Raw genomic sequence first — 26,145 nt, forward strand, 5'->3', positions numbered from 1 at the left:
AACGGGCTAGAGCCTTTTTCCCAGCTCTGTTAAAGCGTTGTAACATCTGGCGAATACCGGGGCCGACACATTCCGAGCGAATCCGTTGCTTGCGGTTCGCGCCGACGTGAGGTATCCCGAAGCCATGCTCCGGATATTTTGCAGCGCAGCATACCGGGTCGCGAGCGCGGCCCCGCTGCGGCGGAACCTTCTGGGGGTGCTGGGTCTCACGGTGGCTTACACCCTGGGACCCGACGGTGCGGTCGGGTCCCGGCCCGCTTGCGCCGCCCTCATCATCCACGCGCCGGACGGTCACGCCGTCGTCCCGCCCGGCGGGGATTCCGTGCCTGACCCCGCCAGCCCCGTTTTCGCCGACGCGCCTATCGATCCTGCGCCGGTCGATCCCGCGATGGGGCTCCCCGAAACCGCCACGCCCGATTCCTCCGCCCCTGATTCCACCGCTGTCGATTCCGCGGCATCTGGCAACCCGACCGCCGGGACGGTGCCGTCCGCGGTCGTGGACGACTCCCCCGCCTTCACCGGCGCACCGTTGCTGCTGGCGTTCGACGAGACGGCCCGCGCCGTCCAGCTGGACGAGGAGGATGCCGCCCGCTACCGCCGCATCTTCGCAGCCCAGGAACGGGCGGAGTGGGACGCCGCAGATGCCGAGATGGCGAAGCTGAAGGACCGCCGGCTGATCGGCTATGTCCTGCGCCAGCGCTATCTCCACCCCGACCGCCGCGCCGGCTACGAGGAACTCGCCCGCTGGATGCAGGATTACGGCGACCTCGCAGGGGCGGAGCGGGTCTACGCTCTGGCCCAGAAACGCCAGCCCGCCGGCCAGCGGGCGCCGAAGCCGCCGCGCGGCGAGGAGCGTGTCCGCCTCGTCGGGTCGCTGGAACGGCTGGGCGGCCTGCGCACCGTCGCCAGCAACGAGGAGGACGATGACGACAGCGTCACCGTCGCCCCGCGCAGCCGCACCGTGTCCCGTGCCCGCAGCGACCGTGCGGCGGTGGCGCGAGTGGAAGAGCTGCTGCGCTCCGGCCGCACCAACAGTGCCCTGAGCCTGCTGGGCCAGGACGAGTTCGGCGGCAAGCTCGACACCGTGCAGTATGACGCCGCCCGCGCCCGCATCGCGGCTACCCTCTATTATGCCGGCGAGACGGCCCAGGCACTGACGCTCGCCTCGGCCAGCGCCGCGCGGTCGGGCGACATGTTGCCCGAGGCTCATTGGATCGCCGGTCTGGCCGCCTGGCGGCTGAAGCAGACCGACCGCGCCGCCCGCCATTTCACCGGCATGGCCGCCGCCGGCCCACGTAATCCCTGGAAGGCCGCCGCGGCCGATTACTGGGCGGCCCGCGCGCTGGCCCGCAAGCCCGGCAAGGAGAAGGAGGCGGCGGAGCATCTGACCGCCGCCGCCCGCTATCCCCACACCTTCTATGGCCTGATCGCCCTGCAGACGCTGGGCAGCCTGGGCGACGTGCGCTGGCAGGCACCGGACCTGACCGGGCGGCAACTGGCGGCGGTGGCGGCCAAACCGGCAGGATCCCGTGCCATCGCCCTGCTCCAGGCCGGTCAGCGCGAACTGGCGGGGCTGGAGCTGCAACGCATCGACCCGCAGGGCGAGCCGCTGATCGAACAGGCGATGGTCGCACTGACCGACCGCGCCGGGGTGGCCTCGCTGGCGCTGCGGCTCGGCAATGCGGTGGCCGGTCCGGACGGCGCCCCCTATGCCGCAGCACTCTACCCGCTGCCCCATTGGACGCCGCGCGACGGCTTCGCGGTCGACCGCGCGCTGGTCTTCGCGGTGATGCGGCAGGAATCGCGCTTCGACCCGCGGCTGGTCAGCTCCGCCGGAGCGACCGGGCTGATGCAGATCCTGCCCAGCACCGCCCAGCATGTGCGGGAGCGCAATGCCGACATTGGCAGCGACGACGCCAACCGCGACGCCCTGTTCGACCCGTCCCGCAACATGGAGCTTGGCCAGCGCTATCTGTCGGAACTGCTGGGCATGCCGGAGATCGACGGCAACCTGTTCCTGGCGACGGCCGCCTACAATGCCGGGCCGGGCACACTGGCGCGCTGGCGGCGGGATCTGAGCGACATCACCGATCCGCTGCTGTTCATCGAAAGCCTTTCTTTCGGCGAGACGCGCGACTATGTGGAGAAGGTGATGGCGAACTTCTGGATCTACCAGCTTCGGCTGGGCCAGGAGACCGCCTCGCTCACCGCCGTCGCCGACGGGAAATGGCCGGCCTATGTCCCCATGGACGGCCGTCCGCCCCAGGTCGCGGCCCGTCCCGACCCGCAGCCTGCGGCGAAGGCGGTCTCCCCGGCCGCCGACCTGCCTGTCGCAGCGGCACCGGAACCGGTGGGAACGGCGCCAATGGGACCGGTGCCAATGGGACCGGTGCCGGTGGAAACGGTTGCTGAGCGGGGAGAGGCCAGCCCGATACCCTGACCGCCGGCGCCCATGTCGGGCTCCGGCCCGACATGAGGACACGCCTGCCGCCATGCCGAAGATCGACGAGAGCCGCCCCTTCCTTCCCGTGAACATCGCCGTGGTAACGGTGTCCGACACCCGCAGCGCCGCCGACGACCGCTCCGGCGATGCGCTGGCGGAGCGGATCGCCGGGGCCGGCCACCGGGTCGCCGCCCGCGCCATCGTCCGGGACGACCTCTCGGCGATCCGTGCCCAGGTGCAGGCCTTCATCGCCGATCCGCAGATCGACGTGGTCCTGAGCACCGGCGGCACCGGCGTCACCGGCCGGGACGTGACGCCCGAGGCGGTCGAGGCCTTGTATGAGAAGGCGATCCCCGGCTTCGGCGAGCTGTTCCGCTATCTCAGCTATGCCAAGGTCGGCACCTCCACCATCCAGAGCCGGGCGACCGGCGGCGTCGCCAACGGCACCTACATTTTCGCCCTGCCCGGCTCGCCCAGCGCCTGCCGCGACGCCTGGGACGACATCCTGGTCTGGCAGCTCGACAACCGACATCGCCCCTGCAATCTGGTCGAGCTGATGCCCCGCCTGCGCGAGCACATGGCGTGAGCGAACCCCTCGGCTTTTCGATGGCGGCGCTGCACGCCGCCCTGATCCGGCTGCCGCGCCTAGCCGATCTCTCCACCGACGCGCTGGAGCCGATGCCGCTGAAGGGCGTCGCCCACGACCATGTGCGGCTGCGCGACCGCCGTCTGGTCGCCCGTATCCCGCGCTGGAGCCAGCTCGGACTCGATGCCTGGACGGCGCTGGACAGGCAGGCCGCCGCCTTCCGGCGGGCGGAGATGTCGGGCCACACCCCGCGCTTCGCCGGCCTGCTGCCGCCCGGCGAGGGGCTGCCGCTGGGCGCCCTGGTGGTTGGCGAGGTCGAGGGGCGGACGCCCGTCCTGCCCGGCGACATGCCGGCCATCGCCCGCGCGCTGGCGGCTTTGCACCGCATGGCGCCACCGGACTTCTACGAGCCGCTGCCCGCCCCGCCCGATCCTGTCGCCGCATTGCTGGCCCAGGTCGAACGGCAGGCGGCGTGGTTCGACAATGCCCCCCTGTCGACTGAGGCCCGCGTCCTGATCGCGGAGGAGCTTGCCGCCGCCCGTGTCGGCGACCTCGTACCGCCACCCGAAACGCCGATGCCGCTGACCGCGGTCGGGGTGGATGTGCACCCCGGCAACTTCCTGATCGACGGCCACGGCAAGGCGTGGTTCACCGACCTAGAGAAGCTGCAATACGGCCACCCGGCCAGCGACCTTGCCCATGCCAGCCTCTACACCTCGACCAGATGGGACCCGGCGGTGAATGCGGAACTGGCCCCGGAGGACATTGACGCCTTCGTCGCGGCCTGGGCGATGGCGGTGCCGGGCGACCTCGCCGACGAGGTGCTGCCCTGGCTGAAGACACTGCGCCGGCTGACCTGGCTGCGCACCCTGTCCTGGATGGCCCGCTGGTCGGTGGAGGGCGCCAGCCTGTCGCCGGGCATGCCGGAAGAATTGCGCACCCATATGGACGCCCACGCCACGGACATTCTGCGACCGGAACGGATCGAGCAGGTGCGGCGGGAGTGGCGTTAGCAGGTGCGAAAAGGGGACGCGTACGAAAGTCTCTTGCCCGCGCCCTGCCGAAGATGATGGGATACCGACTCGGAAAACGAGGTGACGAGAGCATGACGAGGTTCCGACGCCGGTTGCTGCCGGTCTCCCTGGCCATCCTGATGTCCGGGACCACCCTGACGCCCGCACTCGCCGCCGGTCCCGGTGTAGACCGGGGCGCGGATGGCGGTGGATCGGCCACCGGCAGCTATCTGGCCGGCCGCTATGCCCAGCACCAGGACGATTGGACCGCGGCGGCGCGCTTCACCGCGCAGGCGCTGGCCGCCGACCCGGACGACCCCGCCCTGCTGGGCCGCACCTTCCTGCTGCGGCTGGGCGAGGGCCGGATCGAAGCGGCGATCGACCATGCCAACCGGCTGCTCAACGGCCAGGGCGAGCCGCAGATGGCGCTGACCCTGCTAGCCGCCGATGCGCTGGCCAAGGGCAAGCTGGACGAGGCCGACGGCTATGCCGCCCGGCTGCCGTCCGACGGGCTCGGCCGCTTCCTGACGCCGCTGACCCGCGCGTGGCTGGTGACTGCCCGCGGCAAGACGGACGAGGCGCTGGCGGCCCTGCAGCCGCTGTCCGACGTCAAGGGCTTCGAGGCGCTTTACAACCTGCATGCCGCGCTGATCCTCGATCTTGCCGGCCGCAACGACGAGGCGGCGGCCCGCTATGCCAAGGTGACGGATACCGATGCGCCGCTGCGGGTGGTGCAGATCGTCGGCAACTTCATGACGCGCACCGGCCGCAAGGACGAGGCGCGTAAGCTCTATCAGACCTTCCAGGGCAACAACCCCGACGGGCTGCTGGTGGAGCCGGCGCTGGCCGCCATGGCGAACGCGCCGTCGGAAGCCCGCCCGGTCCCCGATGCCCGGTCCGGTCTGGCGGAGGCTCTGTTCGACCTGGGCAGCGCGCTGCACCACGAGAATGCCGACGAGCCGGCCCTACTGTTCGGTCGCATCGCCCTGCATCTGCGTGACGATCTGGCCCTGGCCCATCTGCTGATCGGCGACATCACCGCCTCGCGCGACCATCACGAGGAGGCGCTGGCCGCTTACAAGCGGCTGGAGACGGATCCGCTGCTGGGCTGGACCGCCCGCATGCGCGAGGCCGACAGCCTCGCCCGCATGGACCGCAACGATGAGGCCATCGCGATCCTCAAGGATCTCTCCGCCGAACAGCCGGAGCGCACCGACGCGATCACCCGGCTCGGCGACATCTACCGCTACTCCAAGCGCTACGCCGAGGCGATCCCCGCCTACACCACGGCGCTGGAGCGGATCGGCACGCCGCAGGAACGGCATTGGCCGCTGCTGTACGCCCGCGCGATGTGCTTCGAGAAGACCAAGCAGTGGCAACAGGCCGAAACCGACCTGCAAACCGCGCTGAAGCTGCGCCCGGACGAGCCGTCGCTGCTCAACTTCCTCGGCTACAGCTGGATCGACCGCGGCGAGAATCTGCCCAAGGCCAGGGCGATGGTGGAGCGCGCGGTGGAACTGCGCCCGCGCGACGGCTACATCGTCGACAGCCTGGGCTGGGCGCTCTACACGCTTGGCGATTACGAGGCGGCGGTCGCCAAGCTGGAACGCGCGGTCGAGTTGAAGCCGGGCGATCCGACCATCAACGACCATCTCGGCGATGCCTATTGGCGGGCCGGCCGCCGGAACGAGGCCCGGTTCCAGTGGATGCGCGCGCTGCGCAGCGCCGACGAGGAGACCGACAAGGGAGCCATCCAGGCCAAGCTCGACAAGGGCCTGCCTGACCAGAAAGCCGCCGCGAAGCAGTGAAAAAAACCCCTCTCTCCTTCGGGGGAGAGGGAATTGTCCCGCCTTATGCAAGTCCCCCCACATAGGGCTTGTACTGGCTGTCGGTCTGCTGGATGTGCTCCACGAACCAGTCCTTGAGCAGCAGGATCAGGTCCACGCGCAGCATGGTGGGGTTGTCGCCCTCGAAGTCGCGGGCCAGCTTTTCCACCTCGTCGGCGAAATAGCGGTGGGCGGCGAGGTGGCCGTCCAGGTCGGGATAGCTGCAGCGCACCATCATCGCCTCCTCCCGCGCGAAATGGACGGCGACATAGTCGCGGAGGCTGGCGAGCAGGCTGGACAGCTCCTCGCGGTTGGCGGGCGTGATCCCGCTTTCCAGCAGGCCGTTGAACAGGTCGAGGAGCCGCCGATGCTCGTCGTCGAGCACGGGCACGCCGACGCTCATGGATTCGTCCCAGACGACATAGCTCATCGCAACGATCTCCCCCCTCGCATCCCGCAATTGCAGGTGCATCCCGCGGAATCAAGCGGTTGCGGCCGGCCATGGCAGGGTTGTGGACATCTTGACAGGGATCCTAAAACCGGCAACCGTGCCAGTCCAAGCGGCAAATCCCCGCAGGGGGGCGGCAGGGTGCGCGGTGCGCCACCCCCTCCCCTGCCAAAGCGACAGAGTGACCGATGGCCCTGCTCGACGAGATCGCGGAGAAGAAACGGGCGCTGGACGCCGCACGCCCCCTGCCGCAGGAGGTCGTCCACGGCATCGCCGACCGGTTCGAGCTGGATTTGACCGCCGCCGCCGCGGCGCTGGAGGATTATCCGCTCAAGCGCGCCGACGTGAAGGCCATACTGGAGCGCGGCAGCGTCCTGCGCCACCGTGCGGTCGAGGAGCAGCGATTCGTCCTGAACCACCGCGCCGCCCTGGAGTTGATGGCGCGGCTGTCCTTCGACCCGTCGGGGGCGGTCACCGAGCGCACCGTCACCGCCTTCCACAATGTGCTCTATCGCGGGATCGACGACGACGCCGGCAAATACCGCAATGCTGCGCCGAAGGACGATCCGGCGGAAACCGCACCGGATCCGGCCAAACTGCGCGTGTCGATGTCGGCGCTGTCGACCTGGATGCGCAAGTCCGACACCGGCCCCGACACCGCCTTCGAAGCGCATCACCGGCTGAGCGCCATCCGCCCCTTCGATGCCGGGAACCGGGCGACCGCGCTGCTCTTGTGCAACCTGATCCTGAACCGCGCCGGCTATCCGCCGGTGGTGATCGGCGCCGACGACCGCAGCCTCTATCTGGATCTTGTCGAGCGGGCCTGGGCGGTCGGCGACAAGACGCCTTTCCGCGACCTGATGCTGCGCTTCCTGTCGCAGAGCCTCGACTTCTGCCTGGAGGCCGCCGGCCAGGGCACAGGCGGGGACGAGACGCCTTAAGCGGACAGCCCGGCCGGCAGGCGCAGGCGCGACGGCCGGTCGGGACCGCTGTGGATCAGCAACGTGATCGGCAACGCATCGACCCGGCGGGTCTCGCCCGGTTCCGCCCCGGTGCCGGGATTGACCGGATAGGCCGGGAAGCAGGATCCGGCAAGGCTGAGGCGCAAGGCCGATCCCGGCGCCAGGGTGGCGCAGGCCGCCCGCATGGCGACGGCCAGCGGCCGGGTCGGGTCGCCCGGTTCCACCCGCGCATGGCCCTGGGTCAGCGGCAGCACCTGCCCGTCGGGCCGCACCACCGACAGCACGGCGCTGACGTCGAAGGACGGAGCGTCGGCCTCCACCCACACCTCCAGCGCCACCCTCCCGGCCAGCGTTAACGGTTCGTCCAGCGGCAGGCTGGTGTAGGTGGCGACATCCGGGCAGCGGTCCACGGCGGCGCGGTCGGGGCGACCGCAAGCGTCCGGCACCGCATGGCCGCCCACCGTCGGCACCGGCGTGCGCGGATCGTGCACCACCACGTCGAGTGCCTCCATTTCGGGCATCTCCAACTCCAGCCGACCGCCCTGCCGGTTGGCAAGGCCGTCGCTGGACAGATGCAGGACAGCCTCGGCCGCCGGAAGGTCGGGAAGGTCGTGCCAGCGTCCAGCTTCCACGTCATGCAGGCGGACCGGACCGCCGCGGTCGGCCAGCTCTCCCTTCAGCACCCGTTCGAACCAGGCAAGCTGCAGCGTGTCGAGAGTCGGCGCCTGTCCCGGCGCCGCGGCCGGTCCATCAGCGCCCCAGGGGCCGACCACGAGCCGCACCGGCGCCCGTCCGCGTGCCTTGAGGCAGTCATGGGCATCCAGCATGCCGGCCAGCCGCGGATCGTACCAGCCGCCGATCTGCAGGACCGCCACATCGGCCGGCATGCTGTCCCGCATGGCCTTGGGCGACAGCGCGGCCCAGGCCGGGCCGGGCACCGGGTTGGTCAGCCAGTCGTCGTAATGGGTGTAGCGGGCGTAGTCGCGCAGGGCCTGCGGCCGCGACGGAATTTCATCATCGATGGGCAGGCTGCGCGCCGCGTCCGACAGCACCCGGTGGCCGGTGCCGTCCTCGACCCGCCGTGCCGCGTCGGCGGCGGTGCGCAGGGCCCAGCTCATGGCATCTGCCAGCCGGAACGCCCCACCCTCGTAAGCCCAGTCGGAGAATACGTCCCAGCCGGCGAAGGCCGGCGCCACCGCCCGCAGGGCCGGCGGCGCCTCGGCCAGTGCCAGCCACTGCGCCATGCCGGCATAGCCGCAGCCATACATCGCCACCGCCCCCGACGATCCCGGCAGGGACGCCGCCCAGGCAATGGCGTCGGCCCCATCCTCCCGTTCCGCCTCGAAGGGTCGGAACCGGCCGTCGGAGGTGCCGCAGCCGCGCATATCCTGCACCACCACGACATAGCCGCGTGCCGCATACCAGCGCGGGTGGGCGTAATGGCTGGTCAAAGCAACGCGACGACCGCAGGGAACCCGCAGCAGCAGGACCGGCCAGGTCCCCGCGGCATCGGGCCGGTAAAGGTCGGCATCCAGCCGAATGCCGTCCCGCGTCCGCATCGACACGGTTTCCGGCGGCCGGACCGGCAGCAGGCTGTGTAACGGGTGGATCATCGGGGCCAGATGGGTCATGGCGGGTCGGGCTCGCTCGATGACTGACAACGAAATATGTGTCGTCGTGGCAAAGCCCGTGCCAGAGCGCCTGCACCAAATTGTATAAATCTTTCGGCCGCTTCCCACCCCGATGAAAGCCCCTCGTCCCCTGCGGGAAAAGGGTTGGAGTGAGGGAGGTCGCAGCCGGCAGGCCGATGGAAACCCTGTGTTTGCGCCCCCTCACCCCGCTCCTCACCCACAAGCGGAGAGGGGGCCGTCAGATGGCCAGGCTCCCGGTCTCCCAACCGGCCACCTCCGCCCAATCTCCGGGCTTCTGCCGTTTCCTTGGGCAGTTCGCCCGCTCAGGCGGCAATCAGTTCGAACCGGTCGACATCGACCATGCCGCGGTCGGTGATCTTCAGGTGCGGGATGACCGGCAGCGGCAGGAAGGCCAGTTGCAGGAAGGGCTCGGCCAGCGGGCAGCCCATGGCGCGGACGGCGGCGCGCAGGGACCGCAGCCTCACCTCCACCGTCTCGAACGGCTCCAGGCTCATCAGCCCGGCCAGCGGCAGGGCCAGTTCGCCGACCACCTGTCCGTTGCGCACGGCGACGAAACCGCCCTGAAGCTCGATCAGCCGGTTGACCGCGACGCGCATGTCGGCGTCGCTGGTACCGACCACGCAGATGTTGTGGCTGTCGTGGCCGACCGACGAGGCCAGCGCCCCTTCCGCGATGCCGAAGCCCTGGACGAAACCGCGGCCGATGTTGCGGTTGCTGCCGTGGCGGGCGAAGACGCAGATCTTCAGCAGGTCGCGCGACGGATCGGCCACCATCCGGCCGCCCACCACCGGCACCTCGATCCGGCGGTGTTCGGTCAGGATCCTGCCCGGCTCCAGCCCGATCACCGATTGGACCGACCCGCCGGCCGGCACGACGAAATCCTCGTCCGCCACCGGCTCCAGCTTCACCGAAGCGAGCCCCACCGGCGTCACCGCCGGCCGACCGTCGAAACTGTGCGGCCCGACGATTTTGCCGTTGCGGATGACCCGGTTGACCGCGCAGTCCTCCAGATCGTCGAGCAGGACGAGGTCGGCACGATGCCCCGGCGCCACCAGCCCGCGGTCATAGAGGCGGAAGCCGCGCGCCGCCGACCAGGTGGCGGCGCGATAGACATGGGCGACCGGCGCACCGAGGCGGATGGCGCTGCGGATCAGGTGATCCATGTGCCCCTCCTCCGCGATGTCCAGCGGGTTGCGGTCATCGGTGCAGAAGCCGAGGAAGGGGGAGGTCTCCGGCGTGATCACTTCGGCCAGGGCATGGACATCCTTCGACACCGACCCGTCGCGGATCAGCACCTGCATGCCCTTGCGCAGCTTCTCCATCGCCTCATCCGCACTGGTCGTCTCGTGGCAGTTGCGGATGCCGCAGGAGAGATAGGCGTTCAGCTCCTTCCCCGACACCAGCGGGGCGTGGCCGTCGATGTGGCGCCCGTCGAAGGCGGCCAGCTTGTCCAGTACCCCGTCCACTTTGTGGAAGACGCCGGGGAAGTTCATGAACTCCGCCAGCCCCAGCACACGGGGATGGTCCATATGGCGGATCAGGTCCGGCGCCTCCAGCCGGGCGCCCGAGGTTTCCAGCTCCGTCGCCGGCACGCAGGAGGACAACTGCACGAAGAGGTCGAGCGCCGTCCCGCCGGCACTGTCGAGGAAATAGCGCAGCCCCTGCTCCCCCAGCACATTGCAGATCTCGTGCGGGTCGCAGATGGCGGTGGTGGTGCCGCGCGGCAGGACGCAGCGGTCGAACTCCTGCGGGGTGACGCAGGTGGACTCGCAATGGACATGGGTGTCGATGAAGCCGGGAACCACGGTCAGCCCGCGCCCGTCGATCTCCTCCACCCCATCATAGGACTCGTAGGTGCCGACGATGACCTCGCCGCAGACGGCGATGTCGCCTTCCGCGATCTCGCCGGTCACGACATTGAGAAAGCGCGTGTTCTTGATGACCAGATCGGCCTTCGCCTCGCCCAGCGCCTGCCCGATGCGCGTCTTCAGATCGTCGCGGCTTACAGTCATGTCCTACTCCGCCCCTCGCCCATTCAAAGAGGCAAGGTGGCCCGCCTCACCATGCCGTGCAAGCACCTATCGGCCATCCCGTTGCCGGTAAGGGGAGCGGGCCTGCTCCTGCACGAATTTGGCGAGAGCCTTTGCGTTGTACAGATCCAACCCTTCCGCGACCGCGCCGCGCATGTTGGTGTGAAGGAACCAGTGGCAGGCATGGGCCAGCACCGGCAGGAAACCGCGTTCAAGCTTGTGCGGCCCGCCGCGCCCGCCATTCACCCGGCTGAGGCCATGGACAATCGCCCGTTCGATGCTGCGGTAATAGCAGGTTTCGAAATGAACGAAGCGCGCCTCCTCTCTCGCCCCCCAGGTTCGGACATAGAGGCAGTCGTCCCCTTCCACCGTCATCAGGGCACCGATCGCAACGCCACCTGATTCGGCAAAGGTCAGCGTCACGGCATCGCCCAGGACGGCACAGAGCCGCAGAACGAAATCCATGGTCAGTGCCTGACGCCTTCCCCGGCGGAGATGAAGGTCACTCAGCAAGTCAAGGAAGATCGCGACATCGGCCTCTGCGACCCGGCTGCCCGGCACCTCGCGGAACCGCACCCCGCTCGCAGCGATTTTGCGGCGCTCCCACAACATCACTCTGCGCCGGCGGCTCGACAGGGCGGCGGTGAAATCGGCGAAGTCGCGATATCCCCCGTTCCGCCATTCGTAATCGACGGCATGGCGGGTCAACCATCCCGCCGCCTCGAACCGGGCCCGGTCCTCTTCGCCGGGAAAGCCGACATGGATGGACGACAGTCCGTGCTTGTGGGCCAGCGACCGCAGGGCGCCGATCAGCGCATCGGCCGTGCCGGACGGCGCCCCATTCCGCAGCAGGATGCGCGGCCCGGTCACCGGCGTGTAGGGAATCTCCATGACCAGCTTCGGGAAATAGCGCCCGCCCGACGCCTGATAGCCATCGACCCAGGCCTGATCCGACCAGAATTCGTCCGTCGAGCGGTCGCGCAGATAGAGGGGAGCCACGCCGACCAATTGGCCAGACGCCTCCCGTACGATCATATGGGCGGGACGCCAGCCGATGTCCGGGCCAGCCAGACCGCCTTCCTCCAGCGCCCTCAGATAGGCATGGCTCACGAACGGTCCCTTGCCGGCGGCGCAGGCATCCCACTCCAGCGGATCGACCCCGGAAATCCCGAACACCATCGCGACCGACAACGGCCCATCGTTCCGGTCGCCGTCCTGCGCCGCCGGTCCCTGTATCACAGACATGTCATTCCCTGATTGCTTCGGGCCCTGGCTATTCCCTGTCGTACGGCAACGCCACCGGCAGGCGCACGCTGACCGTCGTGCCTTCCCCTTCGCGGCTGCGGATGTCCAGCGTGCCGTTCAGCAGATCGACGAAGGACCGCACGAGCGGCAGGCCCAGTCCGGTGCCGCCGGACCGTCGGGACAGCTGGCTGTCGACCTGACCGAAGGGTTGCAGGGCGATGGCGATGCCCTCCGCGCTCATGCCGATCCCGCTGTCCGCGACCTCGATCAGGATGCGGTCGCCCTCCGGACGGACCCGCAGGGCGACGCTGCCGCCGACGGGGGTGAACTTCACCGCATTGCTCAGCAGGTTCAGCAGGATCTGCTTCACCCGCACCGGGTCGCCCAGCAGGTGGGGGGTGTCGGGGGCAATGTCCTGGGACAGGGCCAGTCCGCCCTCCTCCGCCCGCTCGGCGATCAGCAGGAGCGAGCTTTCCACCGCGTCGCGGACATCCATCGGCTGGGGGTGCATTTCCAGCTTGCCGGCCTCGATCTTGGCGACGTCCAGGATGTCGCTGATGACCGCCAGCAGATGCTGGCTCGACTTGCCGATCACCTTGGCATAGTCGAGATATTTGGGATGGCCGAGCGGCCCGACGATCTCGCTCTCCATCATCGAGGAAAAGCCGATGATGGCATTCAGCGGCGTGCGCAGCTCATGGCTCATGTTGGCCAGGAACTCGCTCTTGGCGCGGTTGGCCAGTTCGGCCTGCTCCTTGGCCTGGATCAGTGCCTGCTCGGCGCGGCGGCGTTCCTGAACCTCCTGCATCAGCGCGCGGGTGCGCTCGGCCACCCGCATCTCCAACTCGTCACGGGCCTGCCGCAGGGCCAGTTCGGCCCGCTTGCGCCGGGTGATGTCCTGGCCGACGCACAGAATGCCGGCAGAAACGCCGTCGGCCTTCGGCAGGCGGTTCAGGTTCCACAGCAGCACCCGCTCACTCATGCAGTCCTGCTCGCGCAGCACCTGCTCGAAGTTGCGGACCTCCGTGCCCATCGCGGCGACGGCAAGCTGGGCGGCGAAGGGGCCGGTCGGCTGCTCCCTCATCGCCTCGGCCCAGAGACGGCCGATGGCACTGCCGGCTTCCAGCCCGAAGGCGCGCTCGGCGTCGCGGTTGGCCTCCACGATGCGGCCGTCGTCGCCCAGAACCAGGATGATGCTGGCCGCCGTCCGCAACAGCGATCGGAAGCGTGCTTCGCCGGCCCGCGCCTCGCTCTGGCGCAAAGCGGATTCCAATTCGGCGATGCGGCGTTCCAGCCGGCGGACGGTGTCGGCCGGACCGCCGCCCGCCGGCTGGCCCGGACCGGAGAAAAAGGTCGGGTTGGTCACGCCGCCGCGTTTTCCGGCTGCATCATGTCGCCCAGCTTCGCCAGCAGGAATTCCAGATCCTCCGGCGCCAGATCCTCATACTGGGTCAGGATGCGCTCGATGACGCGGCGGCGGTGGCGTTCGCGGTCGCCCGGCTCGCCGTCATAGGGGGTCTCCTTCAGCACGTCGATGGCGATGCGGCAGGCCGGCAGCAGAGCCGGCGGCAGCTTGGCCTTGTCGTACAGAGACTTCAGCCCAAGCCGGCCGGCATCGTGGATCAGCAGCCGGGCATTGGTCATCGGCACATTCGCCATGCGCGACATCGCCGTCTCGAAGAAGGCGATGTCGCCGGTGCACAGCGAACGGACCAGCAGCGACGGCGTCAGGCGGCCGGTGCGGGCAAGCTGCGTCACCAGACGGTCCAGCGCCCCTTCGTCGCTTTCACCGGTGAACAGGGCGACGGTCGCCCGCTCGCGGCTCTGCAGGATCAGCTCCGACGCGACCTTCGACGGCAGTTCGTGATGCGAGACCAGATGCTGACGCAGCCGTTCCGACACCACCGCCACCAACCGTTCGGCGATGGTGATCGGAAGCCTGGAGCGGTGGACCAGCGGGTCCTGCACCGCCTCGCTGGCGCCGAAACGGTCGATGACGCGGCCCAGGCTCTGCTCGCCCAGTTCCGCCCCCTCGTTGGCGACCAATGCTGCGACCGCGCGTTCGGACCCGCTTTCGATCAGCGCGTCGGCGACGGCGGCCGGCACGGTCGGGCGCTGGGCGATGGCGGTGCTCTTGGCGTCGGCACCGGAGCGCACGATCTCGACCAGATCGGCCGGAGTCAGCACGGTGGAGACGCTCAGCACCGGAATCGCCACCGCCTCCACGTCGCGGGCCAGGGTCAGGGCGACGTCCCGCGGCAGGGAGGGGTTGGATTTCAGGTTTTCCGCCAGGGTCTGGCGGACACGCAGGACCGTGTCCTTGACCATGACGCGGATGATGTCCTCCGCCAGCTTGCGCTCCGCCTGCGACAGCTCGGGGCTGTCGAACTGCTGGGACAGCTTGGCGGCCAGATCGGTCCGGCTGTTCGGCGACGGGTCGGCCAGAAGGCGCGCCACGTCCTGCTGTGTCAGATGACCCGACTTGAAATCGTCACTCATGGGTCCCGGACCCTTCCTGCCCTGGTCCGTCTCCATATTGGACGCGGAACGCAAAACCCGCGCGGGTGTGGGCGGAGACTTGTCCACACGTTCAGGATCTTCCGAAACGGTTGAACCTTCCTTAACGCCCTGCGGTCATAAGTCCAACGGCCGGGAGGCGGATCACGGCATTTCGACGAAGCTGGGCGGTTCCGGCAGGATGGAGCCGCGGCGGCGCGTCCCGCGCAGCTGCAGCGCCACCTCGGCGATCTGCTGCTCCACCGAGATGTGGCGCTGCGAGGCGACCTCCAGCCCGCGGTCCTCATAGACGTAAGCGTCGGGATGGCTGTCGGCCCAGCGCCGGATGGCGGTGTCGCGTTCGCGCAGCAGGGCAACGACGGTCGGGCGGAAAAGCCGCATCATTGCCGTGATCCAGCGGTTGGCCGGCCAGGACGGCCGGGCGTGATCGATCTCGAAGGCGTCGAGCATGGCGATCACGTCGTCCGCCTTGTACCAGGTCTCACCCGTCACCCAGCGGTTGGTGGTGAACAGCCGAACCGGCTGGCCGGCGACGTCCATGGCGATGCCGATCAGGTGGGACAACGCGTCGTTGTCGTTGTCAGGCGCCACGAAATCGGCCAGCGGCGCCGGCCGCAGGCCCGGCGGCATGCCGTGCGGGCGCAGGAAGGTGTGGAAATGGCCATGCTCGCCGTGCGGCCGCTCGCCTTCGGGATGGCAGTGGTAATAATACTGGGCATGGAACTCGGCGTCGTAGACATCGCCCGGCGGATAATGCTTCCACTCGTACAGCGTGCCATGGCCGCGCAGAAGCTCGCCCACCACAGTGTCGCCGGTCTTGGCGAGAACACGCTGGCACAGGCGCACTTCGCGTCCCGCCTCGGCCATCGCCTCCAACTCCTCCCGGGACACGTCCGACAAATCCGTCATCGCCCGATCCTGCGCTGCGCGAACATCCCTATTACGTACGCGGCTATGCGGGCGTGGCAAGGTCTTTTCGGACATCGCACCTGCGGTTGCAGCCCCGCCTGCGCTTCCCGGCCATCAGCTGCCGGAAGGGCGGACGCGCTGCGACAGCGACCAGCTGACCAGTTCGCTGGTGACCTGCCCCAGCGCCTGGTCGAAGGCGGCGATCACATCGGTGAAGGAGCGGCCGCGCACCGGGGCCGACGCCTCGAAGGTCTCGCCGGCCTCGATGGTCCGGCGCGGCATGGCGACCAGCTTGGCCGACAGCCGCACATGCACCCGATCCGGCATGGCCGCCCCCGGTGTGGCGTATTCCGCCTGGAAATCGCGCAGTTCCGACTTCAGCACATAGTCGGAGCGCAACCCCACCGTGTCGCGCCCGACCGAGACGATGCGGCCGCTGTCTTCGAAGGTCTGGACGATCAACCCCTGCACCATGTTCGGCGCCCGGTCGGCCCAGGACACGTCGGCGAAATAGTCGAGCGAGGTCGGCGTGCGGGCCAGCGCGATGCGCGGCGTGTCGATCCCCGCCGCAGCCGCCGGCGTCTCCACCAGCAGCTGCCAGTCGGCCTTCGGGCCGGCGGCGACGCTGGCCCGCGGGGTCAGGGTGTAGAGATGCGGTGCCGTCGGGTTCAGCGTCGAACAGGCGGCCAGCCCCAGCAGCAGGGCCGCCCCGCACATCCCGCGCACGACAGCCCCTGCAAACCCGCTCCGCACCATGGTCACCCGCCTCATTTCCCACGCACCTCCACGCCCTGCCGCGTCCCGCCGAAGAGGAAGTTCGACGGGTCGTTCTCGATCCGGGTGACCACCCGCGACAGCTGTCCGGACAGATCGCGCAGCTGGGTGATCAACAGCGTCAATTCATACAGCCCCGTGGCGGTAAAGTCGCGCACCGGCTCGCGGTTTTCGGCGACCAGCGAATTCAGCGTGTCCGACGTGCGCTTCAGCGAGCGCAACAGCTCGCGCGTCTCGCCGCCCAGCTGCTTGGCGGTGCCATCGACCGTCGCCAGCGTGTCGTGCGCCTGCGCCAGCGTGCGGTCAAGCTGGGGTCCTACCGTCTCGAAGCCGTGCAGGGTCTGGCGCGCCTGGGTCATGGTTTCCTCCAGGCCGGCGCTAGCGCGGGCAAGCTCGGCGCTGATGGTGCGGGCGTTGGCCAGGATGTCGCCGATGGCCTTCTGGTTCTCGCCGTTCAGCATCTCGCCCAGCTTGGTGATGACCTCCAGCGAGCGGTTGACCAGCTGCGGCGCGCTGTCGACCACCGCGGTCAGCGAGCTGGGCCGCGACGGGATGGTCAGCACGCCGTCGGCGTCGGTGGCGGTCAGGCGCTTGCCCCCCACATTCCCGCCGGAGATCTGGACGTAGGCGCCGCCGGTGATGCCCTGAACCTCCAGCGAAGCGATGGAATCGGACATGATCGGCGTACCGTTCTGCACCATGATCGTCACCCGGACCCGCGTCACGTTGTCGGGGTCGAGCCGGATGTCCGACACGGTTCCCACCGGCACGCCGCGGTAGCGCACCGGGCTGCCCTGCTGCAACCCGGTGACGGAGCCGGTGAAATAGATGCGGTAGGTCTCGCGCGTTTCATCGAGCTGGACCTTGGCGATCCAGGCGGTGAAGACCAGCAGGCCGGCGACCAGAGCCAGCACGAAGCTGCCGACCAGAATGTAGCTGGCGCGGGTTTCCATGACGTGCCCCTACCCTTTCGCAAGACGCCTGGCGTCTTCTTCTTCGTGGCGTCGAGCCTGATTGCGCTCTTTGGCGTCGAGGGCCGCGCGGCCGCGCGGTCCATGAAAATAATCGTGAATCCACGGGTGGGGGTCGGCCAGATGCTGGGCCAGGGTGCCCACCCGGATCTTCTTGTCGACCAGCACGGCGATGCGGTCGCAGATGGAGGTCAGGCTGTCCAGATCGTGGGTGACCATGAAGACGGTCAGCCCCAGGCTGCGCTGCAAACCTTGGATCAGCGTGTCGAAGGCGGCGGCACCGATGGGGTCGAGGCCGGCGGTCGGCTCGTCCAGGAACAGGATGTCGGGGTCGAGCGCCAGGGCGCGGGCGAGGCCGGCGCGCTTGATCATGCCGCCCGACAGCTGGGCCGGATGCTTGGTGCCGGCATCGGGCGGCAGCCCGGCCATGGCGATTTTCACCCGCGCCACCTCGGCAATCAGCGCCGGGGGCAGGCCGGTGTGCTCCTTCAGCGGCAGCATCACATTTTCCGCCACTGTCATCGAGCTGAACAGGGCGCCGTTCTGGAACAGCACGCCGGTGCGGGCCTGCAACGCCGCGCGCTCCGCCCGGTCCAGGTCGGCGGTGTCGTGGCCCAGCAGCTCGATCCGGCCGGCGGCGGGGTCGATCAGGCCGAGGATCTCCTTCAGCAGCACCGACTTGCCGGTGCCGGAGCCGCCGACGACGCCCAGCACCTCCCCCCGCTCGACATCGAGGTCGAGGCCGTCATGGACGGTCTGCGGGCCGAAGCGGGTGACCAGTCCGCGCACGCGGATGACGGGAGCGCCGGTCATCACACCCCCAGCATGGAGAAGAGGACGGAGAACACCGCATCGATGACGATGACCAGGAAGATGCCTTCCACCACCGCCTTGGTGGTCATGATGCCGACGCTCTCCGCACTGCCGGAGACCTTCAGCCCCTCGTAGCAGCCGACCATGGCGATCACCAGGGCGAAGACCGGCGCCTTGATCAGGCCGGCGATCACCGTGTTGATGCCGACGGCGCTGTGAAGCTGGCGGATGAACTGCCCGAAGGTGATGTCCAGCGTGGCGTAGGCCATCACGGCGCCGCCGAACAGCCCCATCACGTCGGCGTAGAAGGCCAGCAACGGCAGGGTGATCATCAACGCCAGCGCCCGCGGCACCACCAGCAGTTCCACCGGGTCGAGGCCCATGGTGCCGATGGCGTCGACCTCCTGGTTGACCTTCATGGTGCCGATCTGCGCGGTGAAGGCGGAACCGGAGCGACCGGCGACGATGATCGCCGTCATCAGGATGCCGATCTCGCGCAGGACGGAGATGCCCAGCAGGTTCACCACATACAGCTCCGCCCCGAAGCGCTTCAGCTGGTCCGCCCCCTGGAAGGCCAGCACCACGCCGATCAGGAAGGACAGCAGCCCCAGGATCGGCAGGGCGTTCAGCCCGGTCTGCTCGATGTGGAACAGGACGGAGGTCAGCCGCAGGCGCGACGGGCGCAGGATCAGCCGGGCGAAGGTGACGGTGACGAGGCCGAGGAAACCGACGAGATCGAGGATTTCTCTGGCGGCGTTCACCGTCGTCTGGCCGGTGCGCACCACCATGTCGAGGATCGGGTGGTGTTCGCGTTCGATCGGGTGCGGCGGCGCCTTGCCGGCGTCACGCACCGCATCGAACAGGGCGGAATGTTCCGGCCGCAAACCGGCAACCGACACGGCATGCCCGTCGGCCCCCAGCCGTTCGGCCAAGCGGTTCAGCAGATAGGCGCCGACGGTGTCGAGCGCCTCCACCTGCGCCAGATCGAGCCGCACCGCGGCACCGCCCGGCGGCTTGGGCGCACGGTCCAGCGCATCCGACGCGGCCGTCGCCCATTGCAGGGTCCAGCGCCCGCCGGCGGCGATCCGCCACCCGCCGTCGGCCAAGCCCGGATCGTTCCCGGCTTCGATCCGGGCCCCATCCTTCGCCGCTCCGTCCTTCGCCAAAGTCGCTGCCACAGGCTCCGCCGCACGCATCCGCACATCGACCGGTACGTTTGGCCGGCACGTCTGGAACGTGGCGGAGCATCGCCGGATGGTCAACCCCATCCGGCAAATCCGGGGCGTGGCCGTATCGTCTCTGCGTCCATATCACGGCTTTGCGGCGGGGTGGTCAGCCGCTAGAGTGCCGGAAGGCGGACCGGGCCATGCATGCCGGCGTGCGATTCTTTACGGACAAGACCTCCGATGAACTTCAAAGACCATATCCGCGACATCCCGGATTTCCCGAAGCCCGGTATCCTGTTCTACGACGTCTCGCCGCTGCTGGCGAACGGAGCCGCTTGGAGGGCCGCCATCGACGCGCTGGCCGAGGCGGTGCGCCCGCACAAGCCGGACCTGCTGGTCGGGATCGAATCGCGCGGCTTTCTGGTCGCCGCCCCGCTGGCGCTGACGCTGGGCATCGGGTTCGTCATGGTGCGCAAGCACGGCAAGCTGCCGGGCGACAAGATCGCCCATTCCTACGACCTCGAATACGGCACCGACACCATCGAGGTGCAGGCCGACGCGGTGAAGCCCGGCCAGCGCGTGGTGGTGCTGGACGACCTGCTGGCGACCGGCGGCACCATGGCCGCAGCCATCAGCCTGCTGCGCCAGGTCGGCGCCGACGTCCGCGCCGCCGCCTTCCTGGTGGAGCTGACCTTCCTGAATGGCCGCGACCGGATCGACGTGCCCAGCGTCTCGCTGATGGCGTACGATTCCTGAGGTCAGCGCCGGCTGAGCCAGCCGTCGACGCTGAAGCGCCCGCCGCCGGATGCGACCAGCGAGAGGAAGCCGCCGATGATGGCGAGGTTCTTCATGAACTGGATCTGCTGCATCTTCGCGGCGTCGGGCGCCGCTTCCCAATAGCGGTGGGCGATCAGCGTCGCGGCGACGGTGAAGACCGCGACCAGCAGAGCCGCCAGCCGGGTCCAGGCGCCCAGCACGATGGCCAGCCCGCCGAACGCCTCCACCAGGGCACCGATGGGGGCGACGATGGTGGCCATCGGCACGCCCTGGCTCTCCATCCCGGCGATGAAGCCGCTGAGCGCCATCAGCTTGCCGAAACCGCTTTGCACGAAGATGGCGCCCAGCAGCACGCGGGCCGCCAGCAGCAGCGCGTCCTGCCCGGTGGTGGCGGCGCCGTATCCCGCCGGTGTGGTCGCATAGTTCGTCATCTCGGATACCCTTTTCATTCTGTTGGAAGATGAGACGACGGAAGGCGCACGGTTATTCCCACCGAAAAACTCAGGGGAAAAACTCAGGCCGTCTTCCACAGCGAAATGATCATGACGCCGGCGACGGTCAGGGCGGCGCCGGCCAACTGCAGCCAGCCCATCGGTTCGGCCAGCACCAGATAGCCAAAGACCGCGGCGGAGACCGGGCCGATGGCGCCGCTCAGCGCCACCAGATTGGGGCCGACGCGCCGCAGCGCCTCCGCCGTCATCAGCACCGGCAGCACGGTGCAGACCACCGCCATCACCGCCGACAGCCCATAGACCGGCAGCGGCAGGTCCAGCGCCGACAAGGGCCGCAGCACCAGGAATTGCAGGATGCAGCACAGGCAGGCCGCCGTCATCGCATATGCGGTGAAGCGCATGGAGCCGATCCGCTGAACCACCCGGCTGCTGCCGACCAGATAGATCGAATAGAGGAAGGCGCCCATGAAGACCAGCGCCGCGCCGGTCGCGAAGTCGGGATGGCCGGTCCCGATCTCCGACCAGACCACCAGGGCGACGCCGGCATAGGAGACGACCAGCGCCACCACCTCGCGCAGGCCGATCCGTTTGCCGAGGAACAGGGCCGACAGCAGCACGACGATGGTCGGGTAGAGGAACAGCAGCAGCCGCCCCATCCCGGCCGTGACATAGCGCAAGCCCAGGAAATCGCAGAAGCTGGCGGCGTAATAGCCGGTGACGCCCAGCGCCACCGTCAGGGCGAGGTCGCGTCCGGTAATCGGTGTCTTTTCCCCTTTCCTCGCACCCGACCACAGCGCCATGCCCAGGAAGAAGGGCAACGCGAAGACCATGCGCAGCATGATCAGCGTGACCGGATCGACATTGTAGCGGTAGGCCAGCTTGATGATGACCGGCCGCAGCGAGAAGGCGACCACCCCGGCCACGGCAAGCCCCAGACCGGCCAGCATCTGGACGGGCAGCAGGCGCGCTCCGGACAGGTCGGGCGCGGTCGCTTCGGAGGACAGGCTGGGCTGGGACAAGGGGAAAGATCCGGGGACTGGAGGGGGGAGGCCATTCAAGCATCCCCGCCGCCATTTGGCTTCCGTCAAGGCCGTGTCGGGCCATGACCGGCGCCATACCCTGGATTGCACCAGCCGCGGTGCTGATGGTGAAGGGAGTGAACCGTCAGGCGCCCGCTGCCCCTGCTGGGCCTGCTGCGACGGCGGTGCCGGACATCGGCTCCAGGCCGGTGAAGGTAATCCGCGCCTGCTGGCCGATGGCGATGGCGTGCACGCCGGTCAGGGCACCGGTGGAGATCCATTGCCCGGCCTTCAGCGGACGGCCCAGCCGGACCGCGATGCTCAGCGCCACCGCGACCGCGGCGGCGATGCCGCCCGGCAGCTTGGCGCTGCTGCCGACGCCGACGCTCTGCCCGTCGATCAGCACCTCGGCCCTGAGTGCGTCGCTGCCCTCGACGCCGCCGACGATCTCCTCGCCGACGATCAGGCCGTTGTTGTTGCCGAAGACGGCGGTGGAGGCGGTCGGGCCGAGCGTGTTGACCGGGGCCAGCGGACCGCCCGCCACCTCGATGGCGGCATGGACGGCGGCGATGAAGGCGGCGGCCTCCGCCGGGCTGTAATCCAGCTTGTCGGCGGGGGCGTCGGCGGCGATGCGCACCGCGAATTCCGCCTCCACCGCACCGAAGCCGCCGGGGATGACCGGGAAGGTCAGGGGACCGCCAGCGCCCGTCACCACGGTGCCGGCGAAGATCGGGCCGATGTAGCGCATGGCGCCCAGCGTCTCCTCCAGGGCCGGCGGCACCCGCGCCACCTTCCAGCCGGCGACCTCGTCGGGCCAGGCGGCAGTCGCCGTCGCCTGGATGGCGTAGGCAGTGGCGAGGTCGGCCGGCAGCGGGCCGGGGAAATCGGCAAGGCCGGTCGCGCTGCGGCGGGCGTCGACGAAGCGGGCCGCAGCCTCGGCGATCACCGGGTCGGCCAGGGTCGGGGCGCTCAGCCCGATGGGATGCGTGACGGTCATAGAGGATCTCCACTGAGAGGCGCCGCGACTGTAGCGGCCCCGGACGATCCGGGAAAGTGCGCTGCACCAGAACGCTTCCCGAAAGGCGGGGTGGACGGACCATCGGGATGCGGCGACACTGGCGGCGTCCTTGCCGCGGGAGAGGCCATGCGTTCCGACACCGACGCCGCAACCAAGCTGCTGTTCCGCCGGATCGAATCGCGGCGCGACGATCTGGTCGCGCTGACGCAGGATCTGATCCGCATCCCCACCGTCAACCCGCCGGGCGACGTCTACACCGACTGCGCCGAATTGATCGGCCGACGGCTGGCGGCGCGCGGATTCGCGGTGGAGTATGTGCGGGCGGAGGGGGCGGCCGGCGACAGCGACCGCTATCCGCGCACCAACATCGTCGCCCGCATCGAGGCGCCGCGTCCGGGAGCTTGCGTCCATTTCAACGGCCACATCGACGTGGTGCCGGCCGGCCAGGGCTGGACCGTCGATCCCTTCGGCGGGGTGGTGAAGGACGGACGGGTCTATGGCCGCGGCGCCTGCGACATGAAGGGCGGCATCGCCGCCTCGATCATCGCCGTGGAGTCGCTGCTGGAGGAAGGTCTGCTGACGGCCGGCGCCCTGGAGATCTCCGGCACGGTGGACGAGGAGTCCGGCGGCTATGGCGGGGTCGGGCATCTGGCGAAGCTCGGCTATTTCTCCCGGCCCAGGGTCGATCACGTCATCATCCCGGAGCCGCTGAACGTCGACCGCGTCTGCATCGGCCACCGCGGCGTCTGGTGGGCGGAGATCGAGACCAAGGGCCGCGTCGCCCACGGCTCGATGCCCTTCCTCGGCAACTGCGCGGTGCGCCACATGGGCGCCGTGCTGCACCGGATCGAGACCGAGCTGATCCCCCGCCTCGCCGCCAAGCGCACCGACATGCCGGTGGTGCCGGAGGGGGCGCGCCAATCGACCATCAACATCAACGCCATCCATGGCGGCCAGCGCGAGGACCATGACGGCCTGCCCAGCCCGATGGTGCCCGACCGCTGCCGCATGGTGATCGACCGCCGATACCTGATCGAGGAAGACCCCGAGGCGGTCCGCGGCGAGATCGTCGCCATCCTGGAGGATCTGCGCCGCAGCCGCCCCGGCTTCGACTATGAGCTGCGCGAGGTGCTGGCCTTCCTGCCGACGATGACCGACGCCGACGCCCCCGTGGTGCGGGCGGTGGCCGCCGCCATCGAGACTGTGCTGGGCCGCCCGGCGCAGCATGTGGTGTCCCCCGGCACCTACGACCAGAAGCATGTGGTGCGCGTCGGCCAGTTGAAGGACTGCATCGCCTATGGCCCAGGCATCCTCGACCTCGCCCACCAGCCCGACGAATGGGTCGGCATCGACGACATGGTCAAGGCGGCGCAGGTGATGGCGCTGGCGACGACGGGTCTTCTGGGGAGTGCTGCGGAGGTCGGCGGCGGGCTGCGCTTCTGACGGCTCCGGCTCTGCGGGCGGATGGAACGGCGTGGAACAGGGTCCGCCGGACGTTCCATCTACCGCCGGCCATCTACCGCCGGCCGGCGAAGGCACCGGTGGCGCGGCGGCTGACCGGGCCGGGGTTGAGGTTGGGGTACTCCTCATACTGGTTGAGCGTGTAGGGGAAGACGCCCTTCGGCCCCGTCGCCTCCGGCTGGGCCAGGACGGCGGCGACCAGGGCCGGGCTGGGCGGGCGGCGTTCGCGCAGGGCGCCGGGGATGGCGTCGTCATCCAGTTCGGGGACGATGACGGCGGGCGGGTCTTCCGGTCTCGGGGCCGGCATGGGGGCCGGTTTGGCGGCGGGCTGTTGGTCAGGCTGCCGGTCGGGCTGGGCGGCCTGCCGCTTGGCCGCGGGCAGGTCGAGGCCGGCGAACAGGCCGAGCCGCTCGGCCAGCCAGCGGACGGTAGCGGGATCGCCGGCGGAGACCAGCCGCTCGATCTGCTCGGCCACCAGCACCCGCAGCGAGGACAGGCGCAGTTCGGCCTCGCGGTTCAGCGCCTGCCGCTCCCACCACACCCTGTGACGAAAGTCCTTGGAGCCGTAATAGGCGCGCCACAGTGTGGTCCGGCTGCATCCCATGGAGCGCGAGACCTGGAGGAAGCTGTTGCCGCGCGCCAGCATGCCGGCAGCCATGATCCACTGTTCTTCATGGAACTGCGAACCGGGGACCAGCGAGCCTTCGGACGGGGTCGGCGGCTCTTCGGCCCAGCGGGGGAAGTTGTCGTCGGTGAAGCTGCGGGGATCGAGGGGCATGGCGGGACTCCACAAGTGAGGGGGCTTGTGGGGGAGATTACAGGAAAATTTTCCTTTCATGGTGATGTTTTGCGAAAGTGGGAATGGAGTTCGGTCAGTTGCTGGATCGGCCAGCCTTGAAGACAAGATGCAAGTTCAACAATTCTCCGCACATACTTCAAAATCCTGCAATCGAATCGCTCCACAGTCACGCCAGCTTAGCTATTTTTTAACGAAGACCTATTTCTATCAGTATATTGCGTTTATCAGTTGGAGAGCAATTCATGCTACGGAAGGAAGTACTCGCAAAACTCCGGTCAAGCAAACAAGATCCTATGATCGACGAGGACACGAAGGAGGAATACAAGAAAAAAATATTGGACATATACAAAGATATGAAGTCAATGGCGTATCATACCAAAGGCGTTCCCTTAGGAAAACTTTCAGATTCTCCAAAATTATCTTTGAGGCCAGTTACCGCAACGTCTCTTGTAGGTAAAAAGCTACAGTCGGCAGGCCAAAAACATGGTTGCTGGACTTGTGGAAAGAAGATGGGCGCAGATGGAGCCGCGGGCTGGGTGGCGGACCATATTCCACCCTATAGCCTTAATATGAAAAGAAAGGTGTTTAAGGAATTTGAGAGCAAACATAATGTCTTCAGCGGCCTCCCAAAATGGAAGTTGCTGCCTTCCTGCGTTGATTGCTGCAGAAAGCAATCTTCTGTTGTAGCAAAATTAAATAAAACAAAATCATTAGAGGATTTTGAAAAAGAATACAATAAAAATGGCGATTATTTGACCGGAGGCCCACATTATAATCCGAATCACGTTGTCCCCACTTCATCGAAGCGAACAGATCATGCCAGAGCAAAATGGATTGGAGAGACTCTCCATTGTCATATCTGTGGATCAAAATCAACGACATCAGCAAACACTCGATATACAGCGGACCATTTACCACCTCGCGAATTTAACACGCCATATGTAATACGGTTACTTCTTTTTGCAGGAATTGCAGATCGAGAATTTAAGATCATGCCACAATGTGTCAAATGTTCAGGGAAGCAAGCTAATTTCAAGAGCTTGGCGAAGAAACTCCGAGCTATCGGTGCGGAGCTTGGCTTCAAAACAGCCAAAGGAATGTAGTTTTATTGTTTCCATGGTTTTCCTGGAAACAAACTTGATATTATTTCCGATATATTTCAGATTTCACAGGCGCCATGGATGAAACAAACCGGTACACCCAAAAGCCACCACAAAACGCTGGCACTTGTCATCGCTCTGATGCTCGGATCATCAGACCGCAT

The 26,145-nt window shown here is 68.0% G+C and carries 23 protein-coding genes; 8 read left to right on the forward strand and 15 right to left on the reverse strand.

Annotated features, from left to right (window positions below):
• Positions 1-322 precede the first annotated feature (322 nt).
• From ABNQ40_RS32315 to ABNQ40_RS32330, 4 genes are all read left to right on the forward strand, one after another.
• Complete coding sequence (locus ABNQ40_RS32315; RefSeq protein ID WP_247879796.1) at positions 323-2,440, forward strand: transglycosylase SLT domain-containing protein; 2,118 nt, start codon at positions 323-325, stop codon at positions 2,438-2,440.
• Positions 2,441-2,492: 52 nt separating this feature from the next.
• On the forward strand, positions 2,493-3,029 hold the full coding sequence (moaB, locus tag ABNQ40_RS32320) for a molybdenum cofactor biosynthesis protein B (protein ID WP_109049973.1): 537 nt from the start codon (positions 2,493-2,495) through the stop codon (positions 3,027-3,029).
• The gene (locus tag ABNQ40_RS32325; protein ID WP_247879795.1) at positions 3,026-4,042 is read left to right on the forward strand and encodes an aminoglycoside phosphotransferase family protein; all 1,017 of its coding nucleotides are present in this window, start codon (positions 3,026-3,028) and stop codon (positions 4,040-4,042) included. Before moaB ends, ABNQ40_RS32325 begins: the two co-directional genes overlap by 4 nt.
• Positions 4,043-4,134: 92 nt before the next feature.
• Positions 4,135-5,850, forward strand: a complete 1,716-nt coding sequence (locus tag ABNQ40_RS32330; RefSeq protein ID WP_109049971.1) for a tetratricopeptide repeat protein — start codon at positions 4,135-4,137, stop codon at positions 5,848-5,850.
• A gap of 43 nt (positions 5,851-5,893) precedes the next feature.
• On the opposite strand, the gene ABNQ40_RS32335 is transcribed toward ABNQ40_RS32330, so the two are convergent.
• Positions 5,894-6,298, reverse strand: coding sequence for a bacteriohemerythrin (locus tag ABNQ40_RS32335; RefSeq protein ID WP_109049970.1), 405 nt, complete (start codon positions 6,296-6,298; stop codon positions 5,894-5,896).
• A 206-nt stretch (positions 6,299-6,504) separates the two neighbouring features.
• Between ABNQ40_RS32335 and ABNQ40_RS32340 the strand changes: the two genes are divergently transcribed.
• A complete protein-coding gene (locus ABNQ40_RS32340; RefSeq protein WP_109049969.1) occupies positions 6,505-7,257 on the forward strand; it encodes a Fic family protein in 753 nt (250 codons plus the stop codon).
• On the opposite strand, the gene ABNQ40_RS32345 is transcribed toward ABNQ40_RS32340, so the two are convergent.
• The 10 genes from ABNQ40_RS32345 to ABNQ40_RS32390 all read right to left on the reverse strand — a co-directional run bounded on the left by ABNQ40_RS32345 (position 7,254) and on the right by ABNQ40_RS32390 (position 19,295).
• Positions 7,254-8,909 carry a CocE/NonD family hydrolase gene (locus ABNQ40_RS32345; protein WP_109049968.1) on the reverse strand — a complete coding sequence of 552 codons (1,656 nt, stop codon included), beginning with the start codon at positions 8,907-8,909 and terminating at the stop codon, positions 7,254-7,256. The genes ABNQ40_RS32340 and ABNQ40_RS32345 overlap by 4 nt on opposite strands.
• A 323-nt stretch (positions 8,910-9,232) precedes the next feature.
• Positions 9,233-10,942, reverse strand: coding sequence for an adenine deaminase (gene ade / locus ABNQ40_RS32350; RefSeq protein WP_109049967.1), 1,710 nt, complete (start codon positions 10,940-10,942; stop codon positions 9,233-9,235).
• 66 nt (positions 10,943-11,008) lie between these two features.
• Positions 11,009-12,205, reverse strand: a complete 1,197-nt coding sequence (locus tag ABNQ40_RS32355; protein WP_109049966.1) for a GNAT family N-acetyltransferase — start codon at positions 12,203-12,205, stop codon at positions 11,009-11,011.
• A gap of 28 nt (positions 12,206-12,233) precedes the next feature.
• Positions 12,234-13,571, reverse strand: a complete 1,338-nt coding sequence (locus ABNQ40_RS32360; RefSeq protein WP_109049965.1) for a PAS domain-containing sensor histidine kinase — start codon at positions 13,569-13,571, stop codon at positions 12,234-12,236.
• Positions 13,568-14,704, reverse strand: a complete 1,137-nt coding sequence (locus ABNQ40_RS32365; RefSeq protein ID WP_109049964.1) for a DUF2336 domain-containing protein — start codon at positions 14,702-14,704, stop codon at positions 13,568-13,570. Before ABNQ40_RS32365 ends, ABNQ40_RS32360 begins: the two co-directional genes overlap by 4 nt.
• A 162-nt stretch (positions 14,705-14,866) precedes the next feature.
• Positions 14,867-15,631: a DUF6969 family protein gene (locus ABNQ40_RS32370; RefSeq protein WP_109049963.1), complete on the reverse strand. Its 765-nt coding sequence runs from the start codon at positions 15,629-15,631 to the stop codon at positions 14,867-14,869.
• A 114-nt stretch (positions 15,632-15,745) separates the two neighbouring features.
• Positions 15,746-16,402: an ABC-type transport auxiliary lipoprotein family protein gene (locus tag ABNQ40_RS32375; RefSeq protein ID WP_247879794.1), complete on the reverse strand. Its 657-nt coding sequence runs from the start codon at positions 16,400-16,402 to the stop codon at positions 15,746-15,748.
• Positions 16,399-17,358 (reverse strand): MlaD family protein, encoded by a 960-nt coding sequence (locus ABNQ40_RS32380; RefSeq protein WP_109049962.1) that lies wholly within the window; start codon positions 17,356-17,358, stop codon positions 16,399-16,401. The genes ABNQ40_RS32375 and ABNQ40_RS32380 overlap by 4 nt, the downstream gene beginning before the upstream one ends.
• Before the next feature lie 9 nt (positions 17,359-17,367).
• On the reverse strand, positions 17,368-18,189 hold the full coding sequence (locus ABNQ40_RS32385) for an ABC transporter ATP-binding protein (RefSeq protein ID WP_109049961.1): 822 nt from the start codon (positions 18,187-18,189) through the stop codon (positions 17,368-17,370).
• The gene (locus tag ABNQ40_RS32390) at positions 18,189-19,295 is read right to left on the reverse strand and encodes an ABC transporter permease (protein ID WP_391349199.1); all 1,107 of its coding nucleotides are present in this window, start codon (positions 19,293-19,295) and stop codon (positions 18,189-18,191) included. Before ABNQ40_RS32390 ends, ABNQ40_RS32385 begins: the two co-directional genes overlap by 1 nt.
• A gap of 300 nt (positions 19,296-19,595) precedes the next feature.
• On the opposite strand from ABNQ40_RS32390, the gene ABNQ40_RS32395 reads away from it, so the two are divergent.
• Positions 19,596-20,111: an adenine phosphoribosyltransferase gene (locus ABNQ40_RS32395; protein ID WP_109049959.1), complete on the forward strand. Its 516-nt coding sequence runs from the start codon at positions 19,596-19,598 to the stop codon at positions 20,109-20,111.
• Positions 20,112-20,113: 2 nt separating this feature from the next.
• On the opposite strand, the gene ABNQ40_RS32400 is transcribed toward ABNQ40_RS32395, so the two are convergent.
• The 3 genes from ABNQ40_RS32400 to ABNQ40_RS32410 form a co-directional block, all read right to left on the reverse strand.
• Positions 20,114-20,563 (reverse strand): DoxX family protein, encoded by a 450-nt coding sequence (locus ABNQ40_RS32400; RefSeq protein ID WP_109049958.1) that lies wholly within the window; start codon positions 20,561-20,563, stop codon positions 20,114-20,116.
• Between the two features lie 83 nt (positions 20,564-20,646).
• Complete coding sequence (locus tag ABNQ40_RS32405) at positions 20,647-21,603, reverse strand: DMT family transporter (RefSeq protein WP_247879792.1); 957 nt, start codon at positions 21,601-21,603, stop codon at positions 20,647-20,649.
• 145 nt (positions 21,604-21,748) lie between these two features.
• On the reverse strand, positions 21,749-22,600 hold the full coding sequence (locus ABNQ40_RS32410; protein ID WP_391349202.1) for a 2-keto-4-pentenoate hydratase: 852 nt from the start codon (positions 22,598-22,600) through the stop codon (positions 21,749-21,751).
• Between the two features lie 147 nt (positions 22,601-22,747).
• On the opposite strand from ABNQ40_RS32410, the gene ABNQ40_RS32415 reads away from it, so the two are divergent.
• Entirely contained in the window at positions 22,748-24,064 is a 1,317-nt protein-coding gene (locus tag ABNQ40_RS32415; RefSeq protein WP_391349203.1) for an acetylornithine deacetylase/succinyl-diaminopimelate desuccinylase family protein, read from the forward strand.
• A 73-nt stretch (positions 24,065-24,137) separates the two neighbouring features.
• On the opposite strand, the gene ABNQ40_RS32420 is transcribed toward ABNQ40_RS32415, so the two are convergent.
• Complete coding sequence (locus ABNQ40_RS32420; RefSeq protein WP_391349204.1) at positions 24,138-24,860, reverse strand: hypothetical protein; 723 nt, start codon at positions 24,858-24,860, stop codon at positions 24,138-24,140.
• Between the two features lie 314 nt (positions 24,861-25,174).
• On the opposite strand from ABNQ40_RS32420, the gene ABNQ40_RS32425 reads away from it, so the two are divergent.
• Positions 25,175-25,984: a hypothetical protein gene (locus tag ABNQ40_RS32425; protein ID WP_146255489.1), complete on the forward strand. Its 810-nt coding sequence runs from the start codon at positions 25,175-25,177 to the stop codon at positions 25,982-25,984.
• Positions 25,985-26,145 lie beyond the last annotated feature (161 nt).

This window comes from Azospirillum sp. A23 (assembly GCF_042938965.1).
Classification (GTDB): Bacteria; Pseudomonadota; Alphaproteobacteria; order Azospirillales; family Azospirillaceae; genus Azospirillum; species Azospirillum melinis.

What these genes read in the sequence shown, in the direction of transcription:
- ABNQ40_RS32410 (WP_391349202.1), bottom strand. Translation starts at nt 22,600, where the DNA reads ATGACCGTCACGCATCCCATCGGGCTGAGCGCCCCGACCCTGGCCGAC.
- ABNQ40_RS32335 (WP_109049970.1), bottom strand. Translation starts at nt 6,298, where the DNA reads ATGAGCTATGTCGTCTGGGACGAATCCATGAGCGTCGGCGTGCCCGTG.
- ABNQ40_RS32370 (WP_109049963.1), bottom strand. Translation starts at nt 15,631, where the DNA reads ATGACGGATTTGTCGGACGTGTCCCGGGAGGAGTTGGAGGCGATGGCC.
- ABNQ40_RS32365 (WP_109049964.1), bottom strand. Translation starts at nt 14,704, where the DNA reads ATGAGTGACGATTTCAAGTCGGGTCATCTGACACAGCAGGACGTGGCG.
- ABNQ40_RS32400 (WP_109049958.1), bottom strand. Translation starts at nt 20,563, where the DNA reads ATGACGAACTATGCGACCACACCGGCGGGATACGGCGCCGCCACCACC.
- ade (WP_109049967.1), bottom strand. Translation starts at nt 10,942, where the DNA reads ATGACTGTAAGCCGCGACGATCTGAAGACGCGCATCGGGCAGGCGCTG.
- ABNQ40_RS32355 (WP_109049966.1), bottom strand. Translation starts at nt 12,205, where the DNA reads ATGTCTGTGATACAGGGACCGGCGGCGCAGGACGGCGACCGGAACGAT.
- ABNQ40_RS32425 (WP_146255489.1), top strand. Translation starts at nt 25,175, where the DNA reads ATGATCGACGAGGACACGAAGGAGGAATACAAGAAAAAAATATTGGAC.
- ABNQ40_RS32375 (WP_247879794.1), bottom strand. Translation starts at nt 16,402, where the DNA reads ATGAGGCGGGTGACCATGGTGCGGAGCGGGTTTGCAGGGGCTGTCGTG.
- ABNQ40_RS32330 (WP_109049971.1), top strand. Translation starts at nt 4,135, where the DNA reads ATGACGAGGTTCCGACGCCGGTTGCTGCCGGTCTCCCTGGCCATCCTG.
- ABNQ40_RS32340 (WP_109049969.1), top strand. Translation starts at nt 6,505, where the DNA reads ATGGCCCTGCTCGACGAGATCGCGGAGAAGAAACGGGCGCTGGACGCC.
- ABNQ40_RS32415 (WP_391349203.1), top strand. Translation starts at nt 22,748, where the DNA reads ATGCGTTCCGACACCGACGCCGCAACCAAGCTGCTGTTCCGCCGGATC.
- ABNQ40_RS32395 (WP_109049959.1), top strand. Translation starts at nt 19,596, where the DNA reads ATGAACTTCAAAGACCATATCCGCGACATCCCGGATTTCCCGAAGCCC.
- ABNQ40_RS32380 (WP_109049962.1), bottom strand. Translation starts at nt 17,358, where the DNA reads ATGGAAACCCGCGCCAGCTACATTCTGGTCGGCAGCTTCGTGCTGGCT.
- ABNQ40_RS32345 (WP_109049968.1), bottom strand. Translation starts at nt 8,909, where the DNA reads ATGACCCATCTGGCCCCGATGATCCACCCGTTACACAGCCTGCTGCCG.
- ABNQ40_RS32420 (WP_391349204.1), bottom strand. Translation starts at nt 24,860, where the DNA reads ATGCCCCTCGATCCCCGCAGCTTCACCGACGACAACTTCCCCCGCTGG.
- ABNQ40_RS32385 (WP_109049961.1), bottom strand. Translation starts at nt 18,189, where the DNA reads ATGACCGGCGCTCCCGTCATCCGCGTGCGCGGACTGGTCACCCGCTTC.
- moaB (WP_109049973.1), top strand. Translation starts at nt 2,493, where the DNA reads ATGCCGAAGATCGACGAGAGCCGCCCCTTCCTTCCCGTGAACATCGCC.